The sequence below is a fragment of the Streptomyces sp. UC4497 genome, assembly GCF_054871485.1.
Genome location: NZ_JBTYHB010000005.1, coordinates 274,639 through 300,963, shown reverse-complemented (window position 1 = coordinate 300,963; position 26,325 = coordinate 274,639). Strand labels below are relative to the sequence as shown.

21 protein-coding genes and 1 pseudogene are annotated in these 26,325 nt (G+C 70.6%); all 22 read left to right on the top strand.

Going from position 1 to position 26,325, the window contains the following annotated elements; genetic code table 11:
* Positions 1 to 121: 121 nt before the first annotated feature.
* The 22 genes and pseudogenes from ACYSUO_RS10195 to ACYSUO_RS10090 all read left to right on the top strand — a co-directional run bounded on the left by ACYSUO_RS10195 (position 122) and on the right by ACYSUO_RS10090 (position 26,302).
* A complete protein-coding gene (locus ACYSUO_RS10195) occupies positions 122 to 2,029 on the top strand; it encodes an ATP-binding protein (RefSeq protein WP_461775734.1) in 1,908 nt (635 codons plus the stop codon).
* A complete protein-coding gene (locus tag ACYSUO_RS10190) occupies positions 2,026 to 4,926 on the top strand; it encodes an eCIS core domain-containing protein (RefSeq protein WP_461775733.1) in 2,901 nt (966 codons plus the stop codon). Before ACYSUO_RS10195 ends, ACYSUO_RS10190 begins: the two co-directional genes overlap by 4 nt.
* Positions 4,923 to 6,743 carry a Pvc16 family protein gene (locus tag ACYSUO_RS10185; protein WP_461775732.1) on the top strand — a complete coding sequence of 607 codons (1,821 nt, stop codon included), beginning with the start codon at positions 4,923 to 4,925 and terminating at the stop codon, positions 6,741 to 6,743. Before ACYSUO_RS10190 ends, ACYSUO_RS10185 begins: the two co-directional genes overlap by 4 nt.
* Before the next feature lie 18 nt (positions 6,744 to 6,761).
* Complete coding sequence (locus ACYSUO_RS10180; protein ID WP_461775731.1) at positions 6,762 to 9,698, top strand: phage tail sheath family protein; 2,937 nt, start codon at positions 6,762 to 6,764, stop codon at positions 9,696 to 9,698.
* Between the two features lie 21 nt (positions 9,699 to 9,719).
* Positions 9,720 to 10,157 carry a phage tail protein gene (locus tag ACYSUO_RS10175; RefSeq protein ID WP_461775730.1) on the top strand — a complete coding sequence of 146 codons (438 nt, stop codon included), beginning with the start codon at positions 9,720 to 9,722 and terminating at the stop codon, positions 10,155 to 10,157.
* A complete protein-coding gene (locus ACYSUO_RS10170; RefSeq protein WP_461775729.1) occupies positions 10,154 to 10,525 on the top strand; it encodes a hypothetical protein in 372 nt (123 codons plus the stop codon). The genes ACYSUO_RS10175 and ACYSUO_RS10170 overlap by 4 nt, the downstream gene beginning before the upstream one ends.
* A 20-nt stretch (positions 10,526 to 10,545) precedes the next feature.
* Positions 10,546 to 10,680 carry a DUF6760 family protein gene (locus ACYSUO_RS10165; RefSeq protein ID WP_461775728.1) on the top strand — a complete coding sequence of 45 codons (135 nt, stop codon included), beginning with the start codon at positions 10,546 to 10,548 and terminating at the stop codon, positions 10,678 to 10,680.
* Position 10,681: 1 nt separating this feature from the next.
* Entirely contained in the window at positions 10,682 to 11,116 is a 435-nt protein-coding gene (locus ACYSUO_RS10160) for a phage tail protein (RefSeq protein ID WP_461775727.1), read from the top strand.
* Between the two features lie 544 nt (positions 11,117 to 11,660).
* A complete protein-coding gene (locus ACYSUO_RS10155; protein ID WP_461775726.1) occupies positions 11,661 to 12,314 on the top strand; it encodes an eCIS core domain-containing protein in 654 nt (217 codons plus the stop codon).
* Positions 12,305 to 12,985, top strand: a complete 681-nt coding sequence (locus tag ACYSUO_RS10150; protein ID WP_461775725.1) for a CIS tube protein — start codon at positions 12,305 to 12,307, stop codon at positions 12,983 to 12,985. Before ACYSUO_RS10155 ends, ACYSUO_RS10150 begins: the two co-directional genes overlap by 10 nt.
* A gap of 6 nt (positions 12,986 to 12,991) precedes the next feature.
* Positions 12,992 to 14,053: a phage late control D family protein gene (locus ACYSUO_RS10145; protein WP_461775724.1), complete on the top strand. Its 1,062-nt coding sequence runs from the start codon at positions 12,992 to 12,994 to the stop codon at positions 14,051 to 14,053.
* The gene (locus ACYSUO_RS10140) at positions 14,050 to 14,709 is read left to right on the top strand and encodes a phage baseplate assembly protein V (protein ID WP_461775723.1); all 660 of its coding nucleotides are present in this window, start codon (positions 14,050 to 14,052) and stop codon (positions 14,707 to 14,709) included. The genes ACYSUO_RS10145 and ACYSUO_RS10140 overlap by 4 nt, the downstream gene beginning before the upstream one ends.
* Before the next feature lie 12 nt (positions 14,710 to 14,721).
* Positions 14,722 to 15,111 carry a PAAR domain-containing protein gene (locus ACYSUO_RS10135; RefSeq protein WP_461775722.1) on the top strand — a complete coding sequence of 130 codons (390 nt, stop codon included), beginning with the start codon at positions 14,722 to 14,724 and terminating at the stop codon, positions 15,109 to 15,111.
* Between the two features lie 4 nt (positions 15,112 to 15,115).
* Positions 15,116 to 15,505 (top strand): GPW/gp25 family protein, encoded by a 390-nt coding sequence (locus ACYSUO_RS10130; protein WP_461775721.1) that lies wholly within the window; start codon positions 15,116 to 15,118, stop codon positions 15,503 to 15,505.
* 2 nt (positions 15,506 to 15,507) lie between these two features.
* Positions 15,508 to 19,542: a baseplate J/gp47 family protein gene (locus tag ACYSUO_RS10125; RefSeq protein ID WP_461775720.1), complete on the top strand. Its 4,035-nt coding sequence runs from the start codon at positions 15,508 to 15,510 to the stop codon at positions 19,540 to 19,542.
* Between the two features lie 11 nt (positions 19,543 to 19,553).
* Positions 19,554 to 20,618, top strand: coding sequence for a hypothetical protein (locus tag ACYSUO_RS10120; RefSeq protein WP_461775719.1), 1,065 nt, complete (start codon positions 19,554 to 19,556; stop codon positions 20,616 to 20,618).
* Positions 20,615 to 22,009 (top strand): hypothetical protein, encoded by a 1,395-nt coding sequence (locus ACYSUO_RS10115; RefSeq protein WP_461775718.1) that lies wholly within the window; start codon positions 20,615 to 20,617, stop codon positions 22,007 to 22,009. Before ACYSUO_RS10120 ends, ACYSUO_RS10115 begins: the two co-directional genes overlap by 4 nt.
* 10 nt (positions 22,010 to 22,019) lie before the next feature.
* On the top strand, positions 22,020 to 23,195 hold the full coding sequence (locus ACYSUO_RS10110; RefSeq protein ID WP_461775717.1) for a hypothetical protein: 1,176 nt from the start codon (positions 22,020 to 22,022) through the stop codon (positions 23,193 to 23,195).
* A 6-nt stretch (positions 23,196 to 23,201) separates the two neighbouring features.
* On the top strand, positions 23,202 to 23,438 hold the full coding sequence (locus tag ACYSUO_RS10105; RefSeq protein ID WP_461775716.1) for a hypothetical protein: 237 nt from the start codon (positions 23,202 to 23,204) through the stop codon (positions 23,436 to 23,438).
* Between the two features lie 181 nt (positions 23,439 to 23,619).
* Positions 23,620 to 23,763, top strand: a pseudogene (locus ACYSUO_RS10100) (DUF4442 domain-containing protein); the annotation flags it as partial.
* 208 nt (positions 23,764 to 23,971) lie between these two features.
* A complete protein-coding gene (locus tag ACYSUO_RS10095) occupies positions 23,972 to 25,567 on the top strand; it encodes a carboxylesterase/lipase family protein (protein WP_461775715.1) in 1,596 nt (531 codons plus the stop codon).
* A 90-nt stretch (positions 25,568 to 25,657) separates the two neighbouring features.
* Positions 25,658 to 26,302 carry a DedA family protein gene (locus ACYSUO_RS10090; RefSeq protein ID WP_461775800.1) on the top strand — a complete coding sequence of 215 codons (645 nt, stop codon included), beginning with the start codon at positions 25,658 to 25,660 and terminating at the stop codon, positions 26,300 to 26,302.
* Positions 26,303 to 26,325: the final 23 nt, after the last annotated feature.

The window sequence follows — 26,325 nt, the reverse complement described above, 5'->3', positions numbered from 1 at the left end:
TGTCCATACCGCGTTGTGCAAGCGTGCCGGAGGCAGCGGCCAGCGGCGGCTCTGGTGTGACGCATACCGGCAGTGATGATCTGGTGACGGGGGAGTGACGTGAACGTCGGACCATGTCGTCATGGAACGTCGGACGGACTGGATCGAGGCACTGCTGCCCGGTCTGCGCCGCCTTGACGGCCTCCTGGACAGGGACGAACCCTCGAAGGGCGCGGCCGCGCCTGCCCACGCCCCGTTCGACCAGTTGCGACGGGCCTTCGGCCTCTCCGAGTTCGACCTCGATCTGGTGCTGGTTGCCCTCGGCCCCGAACTCGACCCCCGATACGGTGACCGGTACGCGGGCCTGCAGTCGGGTGGAGCGTACTGGCCGAGCGTCGAGCTGGCGCTGAGCCTTCTGTGCACGTCCGCCCGGGAGAAATTCGCCCGGCGCGCTCATCTCGACGACGACGCCCCGTTGTTGCGGCATGGGCTGTTGCGGCTCGTCACGGGGCAGAGTGAGCGGGAAGTACCCGTTCATGCCCTGTATCTGCGGCTCGACGGCGGGGTCACCGCGCACCTTCTCGGCCGACGCGCCATCGACGTGCGGCTGGCGGCGACCTGCACCCGCATCGAGCCCGGCGGGGAGCCGCCGCCGGTCGAACGGCGCACCATGGAGCGCATCGAGGCCCTCGCGCGGGGACGCGTCCTTTACGTATCGGGGCCGCCCGGGGTCGGGAAGCGGTCCGTAGCCGCGACCCTCGCGCATGGCCGCGGTGCGCCGCTGCTGACGATGGATCTCGCGCGATGCGAGGACGGGTCACTTGCGATCCTGCTACGGCAGGCGAGGCTCGAAGGCGCTGTGGTCTGCCTTGCCGGGCTGGATGTCCTGCACGAGCGAGATGCGGGTGCATTCGACCGGTGCATGACGGCGCTGCTCGCGGCTCCGGGCCCGATCGTCCTTACGGGGACCAAGCCGTGGGAGTCCTTGGGCGATGTCAGGCCCGGCGTTCCGGCTGTGGCGCTTCCCGTTCCGGGGCCCGCGCTGCGGAGAGTGTGCTGGTTACGGGCACTGGACCGGGCCGGGGCAGCGCTGGACGACGAGGAACTCGACCTGCTGGCAGAACGATTCCGGCTCACCCCAGGACAGATCGAGGCCGCGACGGACCTGGCGAGTGGCGAGGACGCGCCGTCGTACGAGAACCTCGCGGCGGAGGCACGGCGGCGGACCGGCCATGAGCTGGCGACGATGGCCGTACGCATCGAGCCGCGCCGGGCCTGGTCCGAGCTGGTGCTGCCGCCGGACCGGCTCGGCCAGCTCCGTGAGGTCTGCGTGCGCGCCGCGCACCGGGGCCTGGTGTACGAGGACTGGGGTTTCGCCGGCAAGTGCCGCGGCACGGGCCTGAACGTGCTCTTCCACGGCCCGTCCGGCACCGGCAAGACGATGGCGGCCGAGGTCGTCGCCGGAGAGCTCGGCTTCGACCTCTATGCGATCGACCTCGCCCAGGTGGTCAGCAAGTACGTCGGCGAGACCGAGAAGAACCTCGACCGGGTCTTCTCCCTGGCCGAACGGACCGACGGCGTGCTGTTCTTCGACGAGGCGGACGCGCTCTACGGGCGGCGCTCGGAGGTCCGCGACGCCCACGACCGCTACGCCAACATCGAAACCGGCTACCTCCTGCAGAAGATGGAGCAGCACGCAGGTATCACCATCCTGGCCACCAACCTGCGGCAGCACCTCGACGAGGCGTTCACCCGTCGGTTGGACGTGATCGTCGAGTTCCCGCTGCCGGACGAGGAGCAGCGCCGGCGCCTCTGGGAGGTCGTCTTCCCCGCGGAGGCGCCGCTCGGCGACGACGTCGACCTCGGCCTGCTCGCCCGCGATATCCGGCTGCCCGGCGGCGGCATCCAGAACATCGCCCTCGCCGCCGCCTTCTACGCCGCCGCGAACGGCCAGGTCATCGACATGGCGCACCTCGACCAGGCCTCCGTACGAGAGCACCGGAAGCACGGCCGCGTCTGGGCCGCCGACGCCTGGACGGTACGGCCATGACGGAGACATCCCGCCGCGTCCCGGCCGAGAAGGCCGCCGCCGAGAAGCACCGGAGGCCGGTGGTGCAGCGGTGCGGACTGCCGGGATGCCCCTGCCACGACGCGCACGGCGCCGTCGGCGACATGGTGCAGGGCAAGCCCGTCGGATCACCGCTGCCCGCGACCACGCGCTCGTTCATGGAATCCGGATTCGGTAGGGACTTCGGCGACGTCCGCGTCCACACCGGGCCGCAGGCCGCCGGCTCCGCCGACCGGCTGAACGCCCGGGCCTTCACCAGCGGCCGCGACATCTTCTTCGGAGCCGGCCAGTACAACCCCGGCACGACCGCCGGCCAGGGCCTCCTGGCCCACGAACTCACCCACGTGGTGCAGCAGCGCTCCGGCCGGGCCCCCGCCGACGGCATCGACCACCCCGGCGACCCGTACGAACTCGAGGCGGAGGAGGCCGCGCGCGCGGTGGTCAGCGGTCAACCCGCGTCACTCACCCAGGCCGCCGTCCCGGGCCCTCCGCAGCTCGCGAAGGGGCCGACCAAAGACCCGTGTCCGAAGTACCTCATTCCTAGTGAGAAGGGGCCTGACTCCGAAGTCGATCAGCTGTTCATGGCGATGGAGAAACGGCTCGTCTACCGGAAGGGTGATCGTCCCGACACCGAAACCATGCGCAGGAGCTGGCTGAAGAAGCATGGCAGCCCGATCGTTCTGGACAGGCTCATGGAGTCTCCCGGCTGGCCGACCGACAGCCAGGGCACGGCGTGCGAAATCGAGCACATAGTGGAATGGTCGCTGCACGGCGACAATCCGGGCGAGTCCGAGCGCCCCGCCAACCTCACCCTCCTCGGCAAATCGCGCAACTCCCGCGCCGGTAACAAGACCAAGCAGCAGCTGGAGGCCCTCCGCGCCACGAACTGCTCCCGCTTCGTCGGTGCGGAGCGGGAGCCCGCGCAACCAGTCGACGAGTGCATGATGGTCGATCGCAACTTCCCCACCTGGCTCAACGAGCATCAGAAGAAGGGGCCCGGCCAGATCTTCTTCGTGCTCAAGTTCGGGAAGAGTCGGATCCCGGTCGATCTGTCCAATGCCAAGCAAACCGCCGGAGCGGGTGGCGGAGTCACCTATACAGGCGACCTTGCAACCCTCGCCGGGATCAAAGGGGGCGTGAAGGGGATCCTCCTCGACCAGATCTCCCTGACGCTGCTGGGCGACAAGCTCGTGACCGACGGCGCCATCCAGGCCCGCATCCGGGACACCATTGCTAAACCGATGCAGATGAGCGTCACTCCGGTCGTGGTGGTAGTCAAAGCGGCTGACGGGACTCTCTGGCTCGACCCCACCAAGACGAAGACGACCTTCCCAGGTCTCAGCGAGACGACCTTCGTCTTCGCATCGACCCCTGACGGCGATATCGAGGGCAAAGCCCTTTTGATCCCCAGCAAACCGCTGCTCAACAAGACGGTCATCAACCTCCTCGTCAGGGACGGCGAACTGACGGCCCGGCTGCAGGTTCCCGTCGGCCAGCTCAACCTGCCTGTCCCCGGACTGACGTTGTCGGGCGAGGGATTGACCATCGGCTTCGAGAACGGCGGGCTGTTCGCCTCGGGGCAGCTTCTGCTCACATACGGAACAGTCGCCCGCGCGGAATTGAAGGCACAGGCGACGAAGGACGCCTTCTCCGCGGTGGGCCGCGTCGTCCTGACCATCCCGGGCATCGACCGCGCGACGGGCGACATCTGGTATCGGGAGGGCGAGCTGGGTGGACGGGTGCAGATCGGGGCCGACAAGCTGAACGTCCCCGGGCTCCGGAGCGCGGACCTGTTGATTGACATCCAGCAAGGGTTGCTCACCGGCACCGGTACCGCCTTGCTTGCCGTTCCAGGGCTCGACAACCCGACCCTCAGCCTCGCTTATCGAGACGGTGGCCTGGAGGGCTCCGCCCGTGCCGGTCTGAAGATCCCGGGGCTGGAGGGCGGTGCGGTCGAACTGCGTTACGCGAAGGGGGCGCTCACCGGCTCCGGGACCATCGCCTACCGGAAGGGGAAGCTTTCGGGGACGGTGGCGGTCGTTCTCAGCGAGCGGCACCGGCTGAGCGGTGGTGGCGAGTTGGCGTACGAGCTTGCGCCGGGGCTGGCGGCCTTCGCCGGGATGACGTTCACCGAGGACGGGCGCACCAGGATCAGCGGGGGGCTGCGCGTGCCCGAGACGGTTGATCTGTTCCCGCTGAAGCAGATCGAGAAGCCGCTGTTCAAGCTGCCGAGGATGGAGATTCCGCTGCTGGCGGTGCCGTTGGGCCCGCGCAGTGTGGGCATCGTGGCCACGATCGACGCGCGGCTCGTGGCGCGGGCCGGGATCGGGCCCGGGCAGCTGCGCAAGGCGACGATCCTGTCCGACTTCAATTCTTCGGAGCCCGAGGCGGCGTTCACCTTCCAGGCGGCGGGCGAGCTGTACGTGCCCGCGTCGGCCGAACTGGCCATGGTCATCGCGGGCGGCATTGGCGTCAGCCTGGCCATCGCGCGCGCCGTCGGCGGCATCGAGGCGGAGGGCGCCGCGGGCCTCCAGGGCGCCTTCAGCGCGGCGGCCGCACTGGACTACCGTGCCGGGCGCCTCGCTGTCAGCGGGCTCGTCGCGTTGGAGGCCCAGCCCAGGCTGGCCTTCCGGCTGAAGGCCTTCGTGGCCGCCGAGGCTGACCTCTTCGTGACCACCATCGAGCTTTACCGCAAGGAATGGCAGCTCGCCTCGGTGGAGGCGGGGGCGGCGCTCAAGGTCGGCGTGCGCGTCCCCTTTACCTACGTACTCGGCGAGCCGTTCGCCCTCGCCCTCGACCAGGTCCAGTTCATCGTGCCTCCCATCGAGCCGGTGCCGCTGGTCAAGGAGCTGCTGCGCGGGGGAGGGGGCGTGCCGTGAGCCTGGACGCCGCCGACCGGTCGCTGGAGCGGCTGCTGGTGGAGCGGGTGCCGCTCCCCGCGGACGCGGTCACCTTCGACGCGCCGACCCGCGATTGGGCGGACGCTCGCGCTCACGACACCGTCAACCTGTTCCTGTACGACATCAGGGAGAACCACGACCTGCGTACGCGTCTATGGACCGACATGGCGGTGCCCAACGGCGGGACCGTACGGCGGCCTCCGCCGGCGCGCGTGGACCTGTGCTATCTCGTCACGGCCTGGAGCGCGGCATCACCGCCGGACGTTCTGGACGAGCACCGGCTACTGGGCGCGGTCCTCCGGACGCTGCTGCGCTTTCGTACGCTGCCACCCGACGTCCTGCAGGGGGAGCTGGCAGAGCAGCGCCCGCTGCCGCCACTGCTCGTCGCACAGCCGAACGGCCCGCAGGAGCCCGCGGAGATCTGGTCGGCGCTCACCAACCTGCCGCACGCGTTCCTGCACCTGGTCGTCACGATCGCCGTGCCGCCGAGCGCGTACCCGGACACGTCCCGCCCGACGCCGCCGGTGAGCGCCAGGGTGCTGCGCACCGGGGTCGGCACGGGACCTGCCGCGCGGCTCGGGCTGCGACCGCGGCTGGGCGGGCCGCACCCGGCGGGCGAGCCGGTGGCGCGCGCCGAGATCGGCCCCGGCATTCTGGCCCGCCTCGCCGCGCCGGTCTTCGCCTCGAACACTTCGGTCACCGTCGCCGACGGCAGGAATGTCCGGGCCGGTGCGCGGCTGTTCGTCGACGGCGGAGACGCCAGCGACCTGCTGCCGGTGAGCCGCCGGCTCCCACCGGGACGCGCCGTGCTGCCGGCCGAGCCGCCGCTGCGGTTCCCGCACGACCGGGGCGCGGCGGTGCGCGGAGTGACGGTCGTCCCGGTCCCTCGGGGCGTGCTGTTCGCCGGGGCCGATGCCGGGGGCACCTCGCTGCGGTTTGCCGCAACGGGCTTGGCGGACGGTGCCTGGCTGCTGATCTCCGACGGCGAGCGGACCGAGCCGGTACGCCTGGCCGCGGAGAATCCCGCCACCCCAGAGACCCGGCCGATCCGCCGTGCGCTGCGCTTCCCGCACGAACAGGGCGTCGGCTTGCACGAGATGACGGTCGGCAGCGTGGTCACCACCCTCGCCGACCCTGCGGCGCAGCCTACGACCGCGATCACTCTCGACGGGCGGGGCCCGCTCGACAGCGGAGCGCTGGCCGAGAACATGACGATCCTGCTCGGCACGGGGGCGGTGGAGGCGGAACCGCTGCGGCTGGGTCCCGTTCCGCCGGCCCCCGGCGTGACCGTGCCGATGACGACGTCCGTAGCGGGCGACCATCCGGTGGGGGCCACGATCCGGCACGTCACGGGGGCCGAGCCGGCCGGACGCCTCCACCTGCCGGGCGGTCCCGGCGAGTCGGCGGTTGTGATAGCCGCGGCCGCCGGATTCCGGCCCGGCGACGTGATCCGACTCGGTGCCGAGGACGCCGGCTCCCACCATGTGGTCACCGAGGTCTCGACGGTGCCGGGCGCGGTCGCCGAGGGCGCCGGGGCGACGGCGCTGATCGGTGGGCTGGTGACCGACGCCGGCGATCCGGCCCTTCCGTTGGAGGGCGCCTCGGTGCTGCTGGTGGAGCTGCGGCGCACGACGACCACGGACACGGGCGGGCGGTTCACGTTCGCAGGCCTCACGCCGGGGCCCACGGCGCTCACCCTGCGCGTGCGCGCCACCGGCTACTCCGGCCAGGACCGTCTCATCCGGGTTCCCCCGGACGGCGACGGCGACTATCACGTGCGGCTCAACACGGGCTGACGACCGAGGGAGCAGGACATGCCCGGATATCAGGCGCCAGGCGTCTACGTCGAGGAGATCGTGCTGGGGCCCACCCCGCTCACCGGGGTCAGCACGAGCGTGACCGGGCTGGTCGGCGTCGCCCGCCGCGGCCCCGTCAACAAGCCGACGCTGGTGACGGGCATCGGCGAGTACTTCCGGACCTTCGGCGACCTGCTCGACAAGGAGACCTACGGCGATCATCGCTGGCTGCCGTACGCGACGCAGGGCTTCTTCGGCGAGGGAGGCCAACTGGCGTACATCCTGCGGGTGGCGAACCTTCCTCCGTCCGGCGCGAAGTCGCCCGATGCGGCCACGTTCGCGCTGACGGCCGGCACGGTCCTCCCCGGCCGTGCGGGAAGCTCCCACACCGTCCTCATCGCGGACGCGGACGAGGACGCGGAAGAGATCGAGCTGCCCTATTGGTCGGCGGACCTCAAGGAAGGGACCGTGATCAGGCTCGGTGACGGCCCGGACGCCGAGCTCGTCTCCGTGACCGGCTTCAACGACCAGGACCGGCGGATACGGATCGCCCCCGGACTGACACGCACCCACAGCGCGGGCCTGAGCGTCATGCGGGTCTCGGACTCGATCTCGGGCAAGGTGGCCGAGCTCAGCGGCAGGCCGGCGAACACGCGAGGGGCGAAGCTGCTCCGGGTCGCGCCGGGCGCGGGGCTCGTCAACGGCCGGTGGGTCAGGGTCCTGGATCCACCGCACACCGAGTTCGTACGCGTGGAAGCGGCGCCCGCCGCGGCGGCAAAGGACGTCGGCATCGTGCCGGCCCTTCGATTCACTCATCCGGCTGGGGTCGCGGTGGCCCAAGCCCCAGCGGCGGCTATTACGGGGCAGCTAGCGGAAGTTGCGGCCGGCGCGGGTCCGGTCAAGGTCGGCGCGGCCAATCCCGGCCACGTCGCGAACGCGTGGATCGTCATCGACAGCGATACGGTCGGCGAGACCGAGGCGGTCCGCCTGGAGTCCGTCAGCGCGGACGAGTTGGAACTCCGGCTGAGTGGTGACACGCCGCTCCGCTTCTCTCACGCGGTCGGGAAGAACGTCTCGCTCCTCCCCGCGATGCCTGACATGCCGGACGCGTCGACCACTCTCGTCGGCGGTCTGCGGCTCAAGGCCGCGAGCGGCGCGCTCAATCAGGGCGACGTGATCGTTCTCAACGACGGCGCGGGAACCGACGAGATCGTCCAGCTCACCTCGGCGCCCGCCGCGGCCGAGCCCTTCGACGCCGATATCGCCCCTTCCTTCCGCTTCCCCCATGACGGCGACGCCGCCACGGTGGAGATCAGGAAGGCCGTGACGCCCTCGGTGACGACGCGGCTGGCCGCCGTCTCTGGCCTGGAGGCGCAGGAGGTCACGGTGGCCGACCCCGCCGGCTTCCCGGACGCGGCGCAGGACTACGTCGTCGAGATCCTGGACGGGGCAAACAGCGAGTACGCGAGCGTGAGCGGCGCCCATGCCGCCACCAAGCGCCTCGCGCTGCGCAGGCCACTGCAGTTCGGCCACGCAAAGGGCACGCCGATCCGCAAGCTGACGCCCGGACTTCTGATCACCGCGGGGGCTAGCGAACCCGACCCCGAACTGCATCCGGAGCCGGGCGCCTGGGGCAACGAGATCGTGATCACCGTCGCGGACTCGTCGGTGCTGACCACCAAGACCAAGGCGGCGGCCAACCAGGGCGACCCCTTCGTCGAGCTCGCCGGCGCGGGGGGAATCGAGACGGGCACCGTCCTGCGGCTTCCCGGCAACCGGTACGCCACCGTCAGCAGAGTGCAGGGCCGCCGGGCGTATGTCGGGGGAGCAGGGGTGCCGGTCGGGGTTGCCGAAGGAGACGTCGTCGCGACCCACGAGATCGACCTGGCGGTCTCCTACGCCGGGATCACCGAGTCGTTCGAAGGACTGTCGCTGGACCCGGCGCACTCCCGGTACGTCGAGCGGATCGTCAACCGGGACTCGAGGATCGTCCACGTGGCGAGCCCGGGCGGGGCGGGCGGCAGCCCGCCGCTGCCCGGGAGTTGGTCGCCTGCTGGCGGCAGCGACGGCCTCGGCGGCATCGTGCCCGCCACGTTCCTCGGCCGCGACGACCCCGACGCCGACCGCAGGACCGGGTTGTTCGCCCTCCTGAACGAGGACGAGATCAGCATCGTCGCCGTCCCGGGGGAAGCGGACGAGGTGGTGCAGCGGGCGCTCATCTCCCACTGCGAGCAGGCTCGTTACCGCTTCGCCGTGCTCGACCCCGTGAAGGACGCCCGCCTCGCCACTGTGCAGGAGCAGCGGGCGTTGTACGACTCCTCGTACGCGGCGCTCTACTATCCGCACATCCAGATCTTCGACACCCTGGGCAACGAGCGGGTCTACGCGCCACCCAGCGGGCACATCGCGGGCCTGTTCGGCCGCACCGACAGCAACCCCGGCGTGCACAAGGCGCCTGCCAACGCGACGCTGAGGCAGGCGACCGGCCTGCAGTTCCCCATCACGACCGGGCAGCAGGCCGTGCTCAACCCCCGCGGGATCAACGCCGTCCGTGCGTTCCCGGGCAGGGGGATCAGGGTGTGGGGGGCCCGCACCATCTCCAGCGACGCGCTGTGGCAGTACGTCAACGTGCGCCGGCTGTTCATCTACTTGGAGCACTCCATCGACCGGGGCAGCCAGTACGCGGTGTTCGAACCGAACGACACGCGGCTCTGGCGGCGCCTCAAGGGCTCGGTGACCACGTTCCTCACCACGGTCTGGCGCTCGGGCGCGCTCCAGGGCACCAGCGAGGAAGAGGCGTTCTTCGTCCGGGTCGGGCTGGGGGAGAGCATGACCCAGGCCGACATCGACGCCGGCCAGGTGATCATCCTGATCGGCGTGGCTCCGGTGAAGCCGGCTGAGTTCGTCATCTTCCGCATCGGCCAGAAGGCCGGCGGGCCGGACGCCGGCCAATGACGATCGAGGAGGTGACAGACCATGGCACTCAAGCCACTTGAAGTCGATCCCTATCGGAACTTCCTGTTCCGGGTGGAGGTCGAAGGTATTATCCAGGCCGGGTTCAACGAGGTATCCATCGGCGAGAATGTCATCGCCGAACTCCCCTACCGGAATGGCGACGAGATCCCCACGGTGGGCAAGGGCGCCGGGCTGACAAAGTACGGCGACGTCGTCCTCAAGTGGGGACTGACCGACTCCCGGGTGCTGTTCGACTGGTGTCAGCGGGTGATGAACGGCGTGACGGAGCGGCACTCCGTGATCATCAGCGTGCTGGACAGCGACGGCGAGCCGAGGGTCGAGTGGGAGTGCAAGCAGGCCTGGCCCTCCAAGATCAAGACCCCCGATCTGACCGCGAGCGGCACCGCGTACGCCATCATGACGCTCACGCTGTGCCACCACGGGGTGGTGCAGCGATGACGGCCATGGCACTGCAGACCGAGTACCCGTTCGCCCTTCCCAAGGGGTATGTCGACCCCGACGGGACGCTGCACCGGTCCGGCGTGATGCGGCTGGCCACGGCCGCCGACGAGATCCTCCCGCACAAGGACCCGCGCGTCCGCGCCAACCCGTCCTACCTCGTCGTCATCCTGCTCGCCCGCGTGATCAACTCGCTCGGCGACCTGACCGACATCAACACCCGTGTGGTCGAGGGCTTCTTCGCGGCGGACCTGTCGTATCTCCAGGAGCTCTACAACCGCATCAACGGTGACGGCACGCACAAGGTCACCTGCCCGCACTGTGAACGGTCCTTCGAGGTGGAGGAGACCGCCGCGGGGGAATCCTGAGCCACCCATCGGACCGGCTCGTGGAGGAGATGGCCTTCCTCGCCTACTACCTGCACTGGCCGTACGACCAGTTGATGACGCTCGAACACCACGAGCGCCGCCGATGGGTGGAGCAGATCAGCCGCTTCAACGCCGAGATGAACGAAAGGACGTGAGGTGAGCGACCCCGGAACGTTCCCGTACGCGGCCCACAAGTTTCTGGTCGAGTTCGACAACCAGGTCATGGCGAGCTTCTCCGAGTGCAACGGGCTGACCGCCGAGACCGAGTTCGACGAGGTCCAGGAGGGCGGCCGCAACGACACGCACTTCAAGCTGCCCAAGGGCTCCAAGCACGGGAACGTCACCCTGCGGCGCGGCCTCACCGACTCCGACGTGCTGTGGACGTGGCACCGCCAGGTGCTCGCAGGCCGGATCAGGCGGCGGACGGTCTCGGTGATCCTCTGGAACGAGACGGTCGACGACCAGTCCTGGGTCTGGGAGCTCCTGGACGCCTATCCGGTCCGCTGGACCGGCCCCGACCTGAAGGCCGACGGCGCCTCCGTCGCCGTGGAGACGCTGGAGCTCGCGCATCATGGCATCCGCAAGGGCTAGCGCCGTCCGGGCCGATCCGGACCGATGGACGGCCGCCCGGTCGCTGCGGCCGACGCCGCTGCGGATCCCCGCGGCCCGCCGGGGACTTCGGCTGCGGCATGGGCACGGCCCGCCCGAACTGCTGCACCGGATCCGGCGCCGCCCGCCGCGTCGCGTCCCACCCCGTCGCGTCCCGCCTCGCCGCGCCTCGGCAATTGGCGACCCTGTACCGCAGTCCATGGCCACCCCGGCCAAGCGCACAGCGGGCCCGCGCGCACTTTTGCCTCGAGCCCCGATGCCGCACTTCGCAGAGCCGCGGGCCCCGAGGCCGCGCATATCGGCCCCGCGCGTGGGCATTCCGGACGTGCTGCTATCCGGCATCGCGCACCTGCCCGTCGGGTCCCCGAGCGTCCGACCGCTGCCTGTCGCCGTTCCAGGCGTCTCGCCTCCCGGCGACTCGCTCCCGACTGCGGCACCCCCTCGCTCCATCCCACCTGGGGCAACCGCTCTCGTTTTGCCGCCTGTGGTGACCCCGAGCGCTGCAGCGCCCGCAGAGACACAGTTCGTGGAACCGCCTCTTCCTCTTCCTCTCCCTCTTCCTCCGGAGGTTTCCGCGGAGGGCGCGGGGAAGCGGGCGCCGGTCCGGATCGAGCCCTCGATCGGGACTCCGCTGTCACCGGCCCTGCGGCAGCGGATGCGGCGGCTGACCGGATTCGACCCGGGCTCGGTCCGGCTCCACACGGGCGGGGCGACCGTACGGGCGGCGGCCGCCCTCGGAGCCGCCGCCTTCACGGTCGGACCGGAAGTCCACCTGGGGCGCGGCGGGTTCGACCCCGGCGACCCGCGCGACGTTCACCTCCTGGCGCACGAGCTGGTGCACGTCAGGCAGCAGCCGGCGACGCGGCCGTTCCAGCCCGGCGAGCTCTCGCCGGCCGGGATGGCGTCGCTGGAGGCGTCGGCCAGCGGCGGTCACCATGTCGCCCCGGCCCGGACCCCGCCGGCTCCCGTTGCCATGGTGCACGGCCGGCCGGTCGTACCGCTGCGGGCGCCGCTGGAGGACGAGCCCGCCAGTGGAGGCGGTGCTGAGGAAGTGGCGCCGACGCCGGCCGAGCCGCCTGCGAAACCGGACTCGGATGCCTTGCTGCGCGAGCTTGAGCGCCGGCTGTGGCATCGGCTCAGGATCGAGCACGAACGAAGCGGGGTGCGGACATGGAGGTGATCCAGATCCACCGCCACGAGAGCCCGAGCGATTCCACCCTGGTGCCCGTGATCAAAGCCCGGGGAACGGCGCGCGACGGGATCTTCAATCCGCGGGAGATCTCCATCCAGAGGTCGGTGACCTGGCGCGAAACCAAGCCACTCGCCGCGGACCTGCCGCAGCGCCAATTCTCCGGCGGGGACAACCGGAAGCTCACCCTCTCGCTCTGGGTCGACACCTATGAGGCGGGCGAGGACGTCCGCGACTACACGGGCAAGCTCGCAGCTCTGGCCGAGGTCCCGGAGGGCCAGCCCCGCCCCCCGTACTGCGTGGTCTCCTGGGGGCACAGCCGGCACGATCACGAGGGCCTGCCGTTCACGGGCGTAGTGGAGAGCGTGACGCAGAAGTTCACCCTCTTCACCGCGGACGGCACCCCGGTACGGGCCACGGTCGACCTGCAGATCAAGGGCGTGGACTCGCCCAAGAACCAGAACGTGCGCCGACCGCGCAAGCGCGGCTCGCCGATGCAGGCCAGAACCCGCCTCGTACGGGAGGGCGACTCGCTGTGGGCGATCGCCGCGCAGGAGTACGGAGATCCCGCCCGGTGGCGTCCCATCGCCGCGGCCAACGGCATCCTCAACCCCCGGCGGCCGGTGCCCGGCACCTGGCTGACCCTTCCGGCGCAGGAGTGACGGCCGATGGACATCGACCAGCATGCGGCGCTCGCGCCGGTCTTCAGCGTCACGGTTGCCGGTGCCGACCTGCCTCCAGAGATGAAGGCCGAGGTCACGATGGTGTGTGTCGAGCAGGCCATCGACGCGGCGGGAACGTTCGCCATCGAGCTGAGCAATGCGGCCGCGGATGAGAAGGAGGTGAGCTGGAGCGACGACCAACTGCTCGACCCGGGCGGCGAGGTCGAGATCAGGCTCGGATACGACGGTGGCGCCACGCCGGTCGTGCTGACGGGCGAGATCACCGGGCTGGAGCTCGCCTTCCCCGAGACCGGCCCGGTCACGGCCACCGTCCGCGGGTACGACCGGCTGCACCGGCTGCGCCGTGGCCGCCGGAGCCGGGCCTACCTCGACGTCAAGGACAGCGACGTGGCCACCAGGATCGCCGGTGACCTCGGGCTGACCGCGGACGCGGCCGACAGCGGTGAGGTCCATCCGATACTCCTTCAGGCCGACCAGAGCGATCTGGACTTCCTCCTCGCGCGCGCCCAGGCGATCGGCTACGAGGTGCTCGTCCGCGACAAGACGCTCGTCTTCCGGGCACGGGCCGCCGGGCCGCCGGGTACGGGCCGCGTGTCCCACCGGCACGGGCTGCTGGAGTTCCTGGGGTACCTCAGCACCTCCGACCAGGTGAGCGGAGTCGTGGTCCGCGGCTGGGACCCGATGCTCAAGGAAGCGCTCGTCGGCCGCGCCAAGGCCGCCGATGTCGCTCCGCAACTGGGCGACCGGTCGGGCCCCCAGGCCGCGGAAGGCCTGTTCGGCGCCGGAGTCCTCAGCGTGATGGAGCAGCCGGTCCGTACACAGCGAGAGGCCGACCTGCTCGCCAAGGGGATCCTCAACGATCTCGCCCTGCGCTACGTCACCGCGGAAGCGACCGTCATCGGAGACCCGTCCCTGACCGCGGGCAGCCTCGTCGAGTTCTCCGGCCTGGGGCGGCGGTTCAACGGCCGTTACTACGTCGTCCGCCTTGCGCACGTGTGGGACGGGCGGTTCGTCACCCGCCTGTGGCTGAGGAGGAACGCCACATGAACACCATCGAGTTGTGGCCGTACGGGCAGCGCACCCTCGCCGACGCCACCGGCCGCGTGTACGGGGTGGTGACCGGGGTCGTCACCGCCAACAAGGACGAGGACAAGCCCGAGCGGGTGGGGCGGGTCAAGGTGCGGCTGCCCTGGCTGGCCGACGACGCCGAGACCGGCTGGATCCGGATCGCGACGCCGATGGCGGGCAAGGACCGGGGCCTGTTCGTCCTCCCCGAGCCGGGCGACGAGGTACTGGTCGCGTTCGAGCACGGCGACCCCGGACACCCGTACGTCCTGGGCGCGTTGTGGAACGGGAAGGACACCCCGCCCGCCACCAACTCCGATGGCACCAACGACAAGCGGATGATCCGGTCCCGCAGCGGCCTCACGGTGCTCCTGGACGACACCGACGGCAAGGAACGTATACAGATCGCCGACAAGGACGGCAAGCAGGCGATCGTCGTCGACATGGCCGGCAAGAAGGTCACCATCACCTCCTCCGGGGACATCGAACTGACCGCCAAGGACGGCACGGTGACCATTTCCGCCAAGACACTCAAGCTCGCCTCCAGCGGCGAGACCGGGATCTCCGCCAAGGGAACGCTCGCCATCGGCGGCAAGACGGTGAACGTCAAGGGCGATCCGAAGGTCAACATCAACTGACGGGAGCCGGACATGGGACAGCCAGCGGCAAAGAAGGACGACAAGGTGACCGCGACCGACACGCATATGATCCAGCCGCCGGGGACCGCGCCCCCGGTGCCGACCCCGCACCCCTTCTCCGGCACGCTCGACGGCGGGCTGTCGGGCGACGTGACCATCATGGGCAGCCCGGCGGCCGTCAAGGGCAGCACCGCCACCAACAGCCCGGCGCACCTGCCGATAGGGGGGACGTTCGTCAAGACGCCCGCCGACAAGGCCAAGGTCACCGGAGGCAGCGGCACCGTGAAGATCAACGGCAAGCCCGCCGTCCGCAACAGCGACACCGCCGAGACGTGCAACGACCCCAAGGACCTCCCGGCCGGCACCGTGGTCGCCACCGGCACGGTCATGATCGGCGGGTAGCGGCATGAGCGATCCGCGCGGGACCGGCTGGCGCTTCCCCGTCGGCACCGAGCCCGGCTTCGGGACGGCGATGTCGACTCTGGACGACTCGGTCGAGGAATCGATCCGGATCATCATCGGAACGGCGCGCGGCGAGCGGGTCATGCGCCCGACCTTCGGCTGCGGCATCCACGACCACGTGTTCGCCACCAGGGACGCCAGTACGGCGGGACTGATCGAGTTCGAAGTCATGGAGGCGCTGGTGGAGTTCGAACCCCGGGCAGAGGTCCTGCGGGTATGGGTGGCCCCCGGGCCCGGGGAGGCCGAGCTGCTGGTCGAGCTCGACTACCGCGTTCGCGCGACCAACAACGTGTTCAACCTGGTCTACCCCTTCTATCTGCAGGAAGAGGGCTGACCATGCGCCCCCCGGCCGTCGACACCCGGACCTTGCAGCAGCTGCGGGCCGAGATACTCCGGCGCACGGCAGAGTCCGTTCCCGAATGGCAACCTGCCGACGGAGACCCCGGTCTCGCCCTCGTCCGGATCGACGCGCGCTTCCTGGAACTGCTCCTGGAACGGCTCAACCGGATGCCGGCCAAGCACCTGCTCGCCTTCCTGGACCTCATGGGCGTGGAGCTCCTCCCCCCCGGAGCGGCCGTGGCTCCCGTCGTCCTCACACCGGCGCCCGACGCGGGTCCGGCGACGCTCGTCCCGCAGGGAACGATGCTCACCACGGTGCAGACCGAGACCGACCCGGCTGCGGTCTTCGCGACGAGCGACGACCTGACGGTGATCTCGGCCCGTCCGGTCGCCGCGTTCACCATCGAACCCGAGGCGGACCGTTTCGCCGACCGGACTCCGATGATCACTGGCGCCGACCCCGCGGTCTTCGCCCCCTTCCGCGGCGAACACCCGATCGACCACGTCCTCTATCTGGCCCCCGGCAACCTCCTCGGCCTCCACCACCCCGCCGACCTGACTCTCTACTTCCGGCCGCCGCCGGAGGGCGACCTGGACGAACTGCGGAGCCTGCTGCGGGCCGTGGTCTGGGAGGCGTACCGAGCGGGCAGCTGGCTGCGCCTGCCGGGACCAACAGCAAAAGAGCCGGTGAAGCTTGACGGCCGGGACGCCGTGCCGTTGACCTTCCATGGATATCCCGGTTCCGAACCGCTCACCCTGGAAGGGCAGGGACTGACCGGGACACGCGGCGGCCGGTGGATCCGCGGCGTCCTCCGATTCCCCCGCACCGAGATCGTCAAGGTGGTTACGGATGTTCTGGGCGAGCCTTTCGTGGGCGTGGACCCGCCGCTCTTCGCTCCGCACCCGGCGGGTTCGCGGGTGCGGCGCCTGACGGTCTCACTGCCGGTCACCACTCTTGCGAAGGGGATGGACCTCGGGGAGGCGTTCGGGCACATCGAGGTCAAGTCGGGCGCCGGCCTGCGCGCGGGGGACCTTGTAATGATCGACTTCGGGAAGCAGTGCGACTACATGACGCTGGGGGAGGTGCCTGACGTCGCCGGCCCGGTGACGATCCCGGTCACTCCGGACCTGAGCCGCTCCCACGCGCCGAACATCCCGGTGTGTACGGTCTCGGAGCCGCTTCGCGGCGTGACCTCGCACCTGTCCGCGGACACCGGTCGTGGCGCCGTGCGACTTCCCCGTGGCTCCTTCGCCGACCCACCGGCACCGGGGGACGTCTTCGGCGTTGCCGTCCCCCCGGGGAGTGACGTCACGGCCGTCGACATGGTCACTGCCCAGATCGACCAGACCACCCAGCTTCCACCGGACGACGTGCGCGTCGGCCAGGTACCGGTCGACTTCACCCAGGACTTCCTCCCGCTCGGTCCCGACCCCAGGCCCGGCGAAACCCTCCACGTCGCGAGTGCCGAAACCCTTGCGCCGGTGGAGCGCACGCCGACCTTGCCCTCAGGTGGCAAGGTCGGTCTCCGCATCGGCATCGAGCTCGGCGCCTCGAAGGTCGTCTGGGAATACCTCGACGAGCAGACCTGGACGGAGGCCACCACGGTCGACGACCAGGCTCCCGGTGCGGCCGCCCTCAACGCCGACGGCCCAATCGTTCTGGCACTCCCGAGCGCACCCACCCCGGCAGTGATCGACAAGGACGGGACGAAACCGGAGGTTCTGGCGTTCCGTGCACGGCTGGATGCGCCTGCGTACCGCCGCGTGCCCTGCCTGCGATCCTTCAGCCTGGACGAGAAGGACCCGCTGTACGTATTCACCAGCGAGCGGCCGCGCGGCCTCGCGCGCGCCGGGAATCAGCTGGACCTGACCGGTCTGGTGCCGATCGATCTCACGGAGAACTACTTGCCCTTCGGGCTCGTGCCCGCCGAGGGCAACACGGTGTACTTCCTGATGCCGCCGGAGTCGGTCCGCAATCCCCAGAAGGTGCCGGGCGACGTACACCTGCCCCACACTGCCAGGGTCAGCTGGGAGTACTCCGCGCGTGAAGGCTGGAAGCAGCTGGGGGAGTCGACCGCGTCCCGGCAGGGCACTCCGGTCCCGTCGAGGACGTTCTCGGACACCACCCGCGCCCTCACCCGGTCCGGCACGGTCGAGTTCACGCGGCCCCGGGACTTGTCCGTCGCGGAGGTGGCGGGGGTTTCCGGGCACTGGCTCAGGGCCCGCCTGGTGGGCGGGGAGTACGGGCGCCAGATCGAGCTCGTGCAGGTCAGCCTGGACGACCCGGGCAAGGGATTCCGTATCCGGCAGGGAACGGGGGCGCTCAATCCTCCGGTGATCGGGGAGATCGGGTTCACCTACGTGGCCGGAAGCCGCAGCCTGATGGTGGCCGCCCGTAATCTGTTCGCCTTCGCGGACCACTCGGCCGCCAACTCGGCGAGTCGTCCCTACCGCCCGTTCGCGGCGGTCGAGGAGAGCGAGCCGACCTGCTACGTCGGCTTCGACCGGCCGCCGCCGAACGATGCCGTCAGCCTGTACGCCGCCGTGCCGCCCAGATCGTACGTCGAGAGCCTGACGCCACCGGGGGAGGGGAACGAGGCCGAGGCGGGCGTGCCCGTCTGGGAGTACTGGAACGGGCGCCGCTGGAACGAGCTAGGGGTGTCGGACGGGACGAACGGGCTGACCGAGTCGGGCATGGTGCGGTTCGTCGGTCCCGCCGATCTCGTGCCCGCCGTCAAGCTCGGCCAGAGCGTGCCACTCGCCTGGATCAGGGTGCGCCTGATCGGCGCGGAGGGCGGCGACAGCCGGCTGCTGACCGGGCTCTTCGTCAACGGCGTGGAAGCTCGCCACATCGACGGGGGCCCGGCGGGAAACCGGCCCGCCGGTGCGATCAGCCGCCTGGCGACCTCGAACCCGCTCCTGGCCGCCGTTGCCAACCCGGAGCGCGCGGCGGGAGGTGCCCAGGCCGAGACGCTCCGGGAGGTGCAGGAGCGCGGACCGCAGCTGCTCCGGCACCAGAAACGTGCCGTGACCGCGGAGGACTTCGAATGGCTGGCCAGGCAGGCGGCGGGCACCAGCGTGGCGCGCGCCCGCTGCCTCCTGGCGCGCGACCGCGAGCTGCGGGTGCAGCCGGGCTGGGTCACGGTCATCGTGGTGCCGCAGGACTCCGGCCCCCGGCCGCTGCCCTCCGCGGAGCTGATCCGGCTGGTCGAGGACGACCTCGAACGCCGCGCGCTCGTCACGCTGACCGATCCCGTCCCACCGCACGTCAACGTGATCGGGCCCGGTTACGTGCCGGTCGAGCTGGAGGTGGAGGTACGGCCGTCCGAGCCCGCACGTCCGGAGGCGGCGCGACGGGCCGTGCGCGCCGCGATCGACCGGTTCCTGCATCCGCTCACCGGTGGTCCGGACGGGGACGGCTGGGCGTTCGGGCGCGACGTGTTCCACGGTGAGCTGTTCGCTCTGGTGGAGAACCTCCCGGAAGTCGACCACGTGCACCGGCTCGCGTTCCGCCCGACCGTCGCGACCGTGCCGCTGCGGCCCGCCGCGCCGCCGCCCGGACCGTACGCGGCCGGGACGCGGGTGGATGTGCTGGCTGCCGGCCGGCCGGCCGGACTCACGGCGGTGCTGGCCGAGTCGACCCCCGCCCGCGTACTGATGCTCACGGTCTTCCAGGAAGGCGAACGGGTCGGCCTGGGCGCACCGGGGGACGCGGTCACCGAGGTCTCGGTCCGGTCGATCTCCGGGGACGCCCTCGCAGTGGATCCGTTCCGCGCGCCGCGGGCCTTCCCGAGCGGGACGCCCGTACTCGGCCACGGCGGCGGCTCGGTGCTGACCGCGCCGATCGCCGCGGGAGACCTGGTCGCAGCCCTGCCGGTACGGGGGTTCCGGCCGGGCGACGCGCTGCGGTTCCCGGAACCGCCGGACGCCGTCCTGGCCTCGGACGACGTGCCGCTCGGCGACCGTCTGCGGGTTCCGGAGTTCGCCCTCGTCCACTCGGGCGATCACGTCGTCCACATCGCGCAGAGCTGAGGAGGCCCGCTATGCCGCTTGACGTGCCGAGACTGGACGACCTCAGCCATGACCGGCTGGTGACCGAGGGGCGGTCGCTCATCCCCGAGCTCAGCCCCGCCTGGACCGACCACAACCCGTCCGACTCCGGCATCACCCTGCTGGAGCTGCTCGCCTGGTTCACCGAGACGGCCGGCTACCAGCTCGACCAGGTACCCGAAGACCTGAAGGCGCGGTTTCTGAGGCTGGTCGGCGGCTGCGGGGAGACCGGCGGTCCGATCGAACGGGCGGTCACCGCCGAGGACTTCGGCACGCTCGGCCTGCGCCTCGCCAGGGAGCTGGCCACGCCGGTCACGGGTGCCGATCCGCAGGCGCAGACGGTCCTTGCCCGGGGCGTACCGGCGGGTGCCACCGGGGTCGGCACGATCGAGGTGCGGCGGCCGGTGTTCCGTCTCGGAGACGAGATCACGATCGGCGCTGGAGACACCGCCGCGGTGGGGGAGGTCATCGCGGTCGACGGGAACACGCTGACGGTGCCTCAGTTCAGCGCGCCGGACGGCGGTTTCCCCGAGGCGGCGGCGCGCGCGGGCCTCGAGCTCTTCCGGGATCCGGATTGTTCGGTCGGCGGACATCCCCCGTCGGCCGTGCTGATCGTCGTCGTCCCCGATCGGCCGTACGACCCCGCACCGGCGCCGACCCGCGAGCTCACCGACGCGCTCTACCGCGAAATGACCCGGCACCGCCTGCTGACCACACGCGTGCATGTCATCGGGCCCACCTACGTGCCCGTGTCCGTACACGTCACGGTTGCCGCCGCGACGGGCCGCGGGCTGTATGGCGCCGATGTCGAAGAGGCCCTGCGCCGCTTTCTCGGACCGCTGCGCGGCGGGGCGGATGGCAGCGGCTGGCGTTTCGGCCGTCCCCTGTACGCCTCCGAGGTGTACCAGCTGATCGAAGGGCTCGACGGGGTCGATCATGTTGAGGAGCTGGCACTGCTGACCGAGCCCCCGGGCATCGAGACGGCTGAGGGCATCAGGCTCCCTGGCGGCGGGCTGGTCGCCGCCAGGGAGGTCGTGGCGACGGTGATCGGCGGATGAGCATGAACGAGTTCATGGATCAACTGCCCGGCGTCCTCCGCGAGGCGGACGAACGCGACCGTTTCCTGGCGCGGTTCGTCGGTGCGCTGGAAGAGGTCTTCGACACGGTGCAGACGGAGATCGAGCAAACGCCGCGCCTGTACGCACTGCCGCCCACCTCCGTCCTGACCCACGTGGCGTCCATCGGGGAGAGCGTGCTCCGGCTCGACAGCGCCGCCGGTCTCTGCGCGGATGATCTGCTCGTCCTCGACCCGCCCGAAGTGGTCCGGGTGGCGGGTGTCGTGGGACAGGCGCCGGTCCCTCCCACGGACGTCAGGCTCGACCGCCCGCTGAGGTTCGCTCACGACAAGGGAATTCCGATCCGGGTAGTCGACCGGACCGAGGGGACCTCGGCGCTGGCGGTCGCCGCCCCGCCGGAGACCACGACCGTCTCTGTCGCCGACCAACTCGCCCTCGCCGCCCGCCCGGGCCACGTCGTCGAGGTGGGCGGCGATCTCGCGCTGGTGACGGCTGTGGACGCCGCGCGGCTGACCCTCTCGCCCCCGCTGCCATCCGGCCATCCGGCGGGGACGCTTGTCACGGCCGCACCGCAGGCTCCGACCACCACACCGCCGCCGGCGTTCGCCTCCGCCGTGCGGGCGGGGCCGGAGATGCTCCTGCGCAACGAGGTGCTTGCGGGAGAGCGGGTCATCGAGCTGGACACCTACGCGGCGCTGGGCCCAGGCTCCCGGTTGCTGCTTTGCGACCCGGCACACGCCGAGACCGTCGTCGTCGACGGATTCCTGCCCGGCCCCCGCCGCGGCCTGCGGCTGACCGCCCCCCTGGCGTTCCCCCACCCGCACGGCACAAGCGTCGCCGAGGCCGACACGACCCCGGGCGGCACCGCCTTCCTCGGCTGGCTCGCGGGATGGATTGGACTGGAACTCCGCCCGACCCGGGGCGAACGCTGGAACCGCGAGCTGCTGCGCCGAGCGGGCGCCATCTGGTCGTGGCGCGGCACCCGGCCGGGGCTGGCCGCCTTCCTTGAGGCCTATCTGCGCGACGAGGCGCTGCCCGAGGTCGTCGACCATCCGGATCCGATGCAGATCGGTGTGACGTCCACCTTGGGCGAGGACACGTACGTCTGCGGGGCTCGGCCGGGGTTCTTCTGGGTGGAACTCACCACCGTCGAGGGCGACAGCCGGCTCCGCCACCCGTTGGGCCTGGCGGAGCTCGTCCTGGCCGCCCACGATGCGCTGCGCCGCGAACGCCCTGCACACACCACGTACGAGCTGCGAGTCAACGCCCACACCATGCAGCTCGGCAAGGATCCCGAAGTCGACGTGGGTGCCCGTGTAGGCGACACCACGTTGCTCTGGGACCAGCCGATGAGCGTTCAGAACCGACTATAAGGACGAGGCCATGGCTGAGGACGTCATCAAGCGGCTCAACTACTTCGACCACCAGTTCCTCCGCGCGAAGGACTTCACCGACGAGCAGAGTTACGCCATCGACCGCCGCCGCAGGCACAACCGGGATCTGCACACCCCGGGGGTGGGCGGGGGACTCGCGGTCACGATGAATCAGAACAGCGCCGATACGGTCACTGTGGAACACGGATGGCTGGTCGACGGCAAGGGTCGTGAGGCGGTCCTCCCGACTCCCGGCCGCGAAGTCAAGATCACATCGCCGCCCGCGGACGGCTCCGTGGAGCTCTACGCCAGCTATGACGAGGACCGGACCGACCCCAGCGTTGACCCGGGGATCGCCGGCAAAGAGACCCGCGTCACCGAGAAGATGGTCATCGACCGTCCCGGTGCCGGCGGCCCGTCGACGGACGCTGTCCACCTGGCCGACATCGTCTTCACCGGCGGTCGCATTTCCTCGGTCACCGACAAACGCGTCTACGCGGGAACCGGCACCGCCAACCTCGTCGACGGCTCGGTGACCTCGCCGAAGTTGGCCCAGGGCGCGGTGGAGGTCGACAAGCTGGCGAATGAGGCGGTGACGTCACCGAAGCTGGCCCAGGGCGCGGTGGAGGTGGACAAGCTGGCGAATGAGGCGGTGACGTCACCGAAGCTGGCGGAGGCCGACGGATCGGCTGTGGGTGATCCGCGGGTGGGTGCGGGCGTGAAGACGGCGCATCTGCACGATTTCGCCGTGACGTCGGACAAGTTGGCCGACTTCGCGGTCCATCAGAAAAAGATCGCTGAGAAGTCCGTCTCGATCCGGGAACTGAAGGTCGGAACACCGATCGCCGCGACCGTCACCGTGCCGGCGGGCGGCGAGGAACGTGTACCGCCTCTCGCGGTCGTGGCACTCGCTGGATTCTGCCTGGCGCACATAGCGATGATCCTTCCAAAACCGATTGAGGTCCCGCCGCCTCTTCCAGGGGGGCCCCCCGTTCAGGCTCCCCGCCCGCTGCCCCCGATCGAGATCCTGGAAGAGTTCGCTGTGGACTTCCGGCTCGTGAACGCGCCCGGGTTCCCACCGAAGCGACAGATCATCGCGGTTCCGCACAGGCAATGGCGCGTGCGGAACACGGGCGCTCGCGACGTGGACATCGAGTATCGGATCTATCCGCTCGAGGAGCAGTGACTCGATATGAGGACCTTCATTCACTACGACGCGGCAGGCGCTATCAAGGGCACCCTCCGCATCGAGGAACTGCCGGAGGTATACGACCACCCCTTCGGGGAGCTGGGTGAGGGTGAGGCCGTGCTGGAACTGGAAGAGGACTCCAAGGAGGCACAGCTTCCGCTGGCCGAGCTGCACACCGCGTGGAAGGTGGGGCCGCGAAGTAAGCAGCTCAAGCGTCGGCGCCGGGCGGACGAAGGCTGAGACTCAACTCGCCCCCGGGGGGCGGGTCGTGTCGTGCGTGGAGGTGATCAGGGCGCGCAGGTCGCCATCGTCCGGCTCGCGCCAGACAAGGATCACGAGCAAGGCGGGTGGGCGCTGAGAATCCCATAAGACCCCCGGAGCAGACGCATGCGAAGGGCACGCCCATCCACGTTGGTCCCGGGTCGGCCGCCCGGCCGCCGACGTGGTCGCCGAGCTCGACGCGGGCGAGCGCCCCGAGTTCCCGGTGAGCATCGCGATCACGCGCGAGGACGGGGCCGTGACCGGCGAGATGACCGTCGTCTGGACCCTGCGTCCCAACAGCTGAGAGCGGGAACCGCGGAGCGTGGTCCGCACGGCGAGGAAGGCACCGCCCGATGGGGCGGTGCCTTCCTCGTTTCTCGTTGTCTCTCGTTGTTTCCCGTCCAACTTCCTTTCTTGTTCAACCTGTTGACACGAGTCAACGTCGGCCATAGTTTCCGCTTCGGTCTTGTGGTGCGCACGGATGTGGGGTCGAGCGAAGAGGGAGAAGTGACATGAGACGCGGTCGAATACGCGTGGTGCTCGCGGCCGTGGTGGCGCTGACCGCCGCGGCCCTGGTGCCGGCGCAGGCCACCGAACGGTCCGACGCCCCCTTGGCGCGCACCGCGTCCGGCTGGGTGCGCGGGGAGCACACCGACGAGGGGCGGCAGTTCCTCGGCATCCCGTACGCCGAACCGCCCGTCGGCAAGCTGCGCTGGCGCGAGCCGCGCCCGGCGCAGTCCTGGCGTGGCGTGCGCGATGCCACCGACTTCTCCAACAGGTGCGTACAGGCGTCGAGTTGGGACCCCGGATACGAGGACCCGACGTACACGGAGGACTGCCTCGACCTGAACGTGTACGCGCCGGACGGTTCGGCGGGGCGGCCCGTCATGGTGTGGCTGCACGGCGGCGGGCTCACCGCGGGCGCGGGCGCCGACATCGTCCCCGACACCTTCGCGCGCCGCACCGGCACGGTCGTCGTCACCGTCAACTACCGCCTGGGGGCGATGGGTTTCCTGGCGGCGGCAGGCCTTGACGGCCAGGCCTCCGACGGCGTCTCGGGCAACTTCGGCCTCCAGGACCAGCAGCTGGCCCTGCGCTGGGTGCGCGCCAACATCGGAGGCTTCGGCGGGGACCGGGACCGCGTGACGATCGCGGGTGAGTCCGCGGGCGGGCGCTCGGTGTGCACCCAGCTCGCGTCGCCGGGCGGGCGCGGCCTGTTCCGCGCCGGGATCATCGAGTCCGGGGCGTACGGGGACTGCGGGGCGCGCGAGCACGGTGCGGCCGTCGCCGAGGGCGCGAGGTTCGCCGAGAAGCTGGGCTGCGGCTCCGCCGCCGATGTGGCAGCGTGCCTGCGCGACAAGTCCGCCAAGGAGATCCTCGACGCGCAGGCCGGATTCGACTGGGCGCCGGTGACCGGCGGCGACTTCCTGCCCGAGCAGCCGGCCACCGCGATCACCGCGGGCCGCTCGGCCCATGTGCCCGTCCTCAACGGCGCCAACAAGGACGAGGGAACCCTCTTCGCGTACGGCGCGTACGACGGCCAGGGCAAGCCGCTCACGGCCGAGGCCTATCCGAAGGCGCTCACGGACACGTACGGGAAGGCGACGGGGGAGAAGGCCCTGAGCGCCTACCCCCTCTCCGACTACGCGTCGCCCACCCACGCGTACGCCGCCGCCCAGGGCGACCAGCTCATGGCGTGCCCGGCGCTCCGGCTCGACCAGCGGCTCGCGGGGAGCGGGCCACCCGTCTACGCCTACGAGTTCGCGGACCGCACCTCACCGCCGTTCGCGTCGATCAAGGAGGCGGGCAGGACCTTCGACTTCGGAGCCACGCACGTCAACGAGGTGCAGTACCTCTTCAAGCACTTCGGGCTCGACTCCCCGCTCGACACCGAACAGCGGGCGCTCGCCGACCGGATGGTGCAGTACTGGGGCTCCTTCATCAGGGGCGGCGCCCCGCGGGCCGACGGCGCGCCCGCCATGCCCGACCAACGGCGGACACCCGGAAACGTGCTGTCCCTGAAGACGTCCGGTGTGGGCGGGATCACGCTCTCCAAGGACGTTCATCGCGAACATCACTGCACCTTGTGGGACGCGGCGGCGTCATAGGGAGCAGGTAGGCTGCCCGGCGTGCGCGTACCGGAGGGGAGCGCGCGCCGGGCACAGGCAAAAAACTGGTGGGTACGGGAGGCGGCGTCGATGCACGTCCAGGCATGGCTCGACACGATTCCGGCGGTCGCCGTCTACCTACTGGTGGCAGGCGTGATCGGCGTCGAGAGCCTCGGCATCCCGCTGCCCGGCGAGATCGTGCTCATCTCCGCGGCGCTGCTCTCCTCGCAGCACGGCGACGTCAACCCGGTCATCCTCGGGGCCTGCGCCAGCGCGGGCGCCGTCGTCGGTGACTCCATCGGGTACGCGATCGGCCGCAAGGGCGGGCGTCCGCTGCTCGCCAAGATGGGGCGCAAGTTCCCCAAGCACTTCGGCCCCGGACACGTGGCCACCGCCGAGCGGTCCTTCGAGAAGTGGGGCATGTGGGCCGTCTTCTTCGGCCGCTTCATCGCCCTGCTCCGCATCTTCGCCGGGCCGCTCGCGGGCGTCCTGCACATGCCGTACTGGAAGTTCCTCATCGCGAACGTCCTGGGCGGCGTGGTCTGGGCCGGCGGCACGACCGCGGTCATCTACTACGTGGGCGTGGTCGCGGAGGACTGGCTCAAGAGGTTCTCGTACGTGGGCCTCGGCGTGGCCGTCCTGATCGGCCTGGCCTCCATGCTGATCGTGAAGCGGCGGGCGGCGAGGATGGTGGCGGAGCACGAGGCGGAGGCGGAGCCCGAGCCCGCACGCTGAGGTTCCGCCGCACCGCTCGGGGC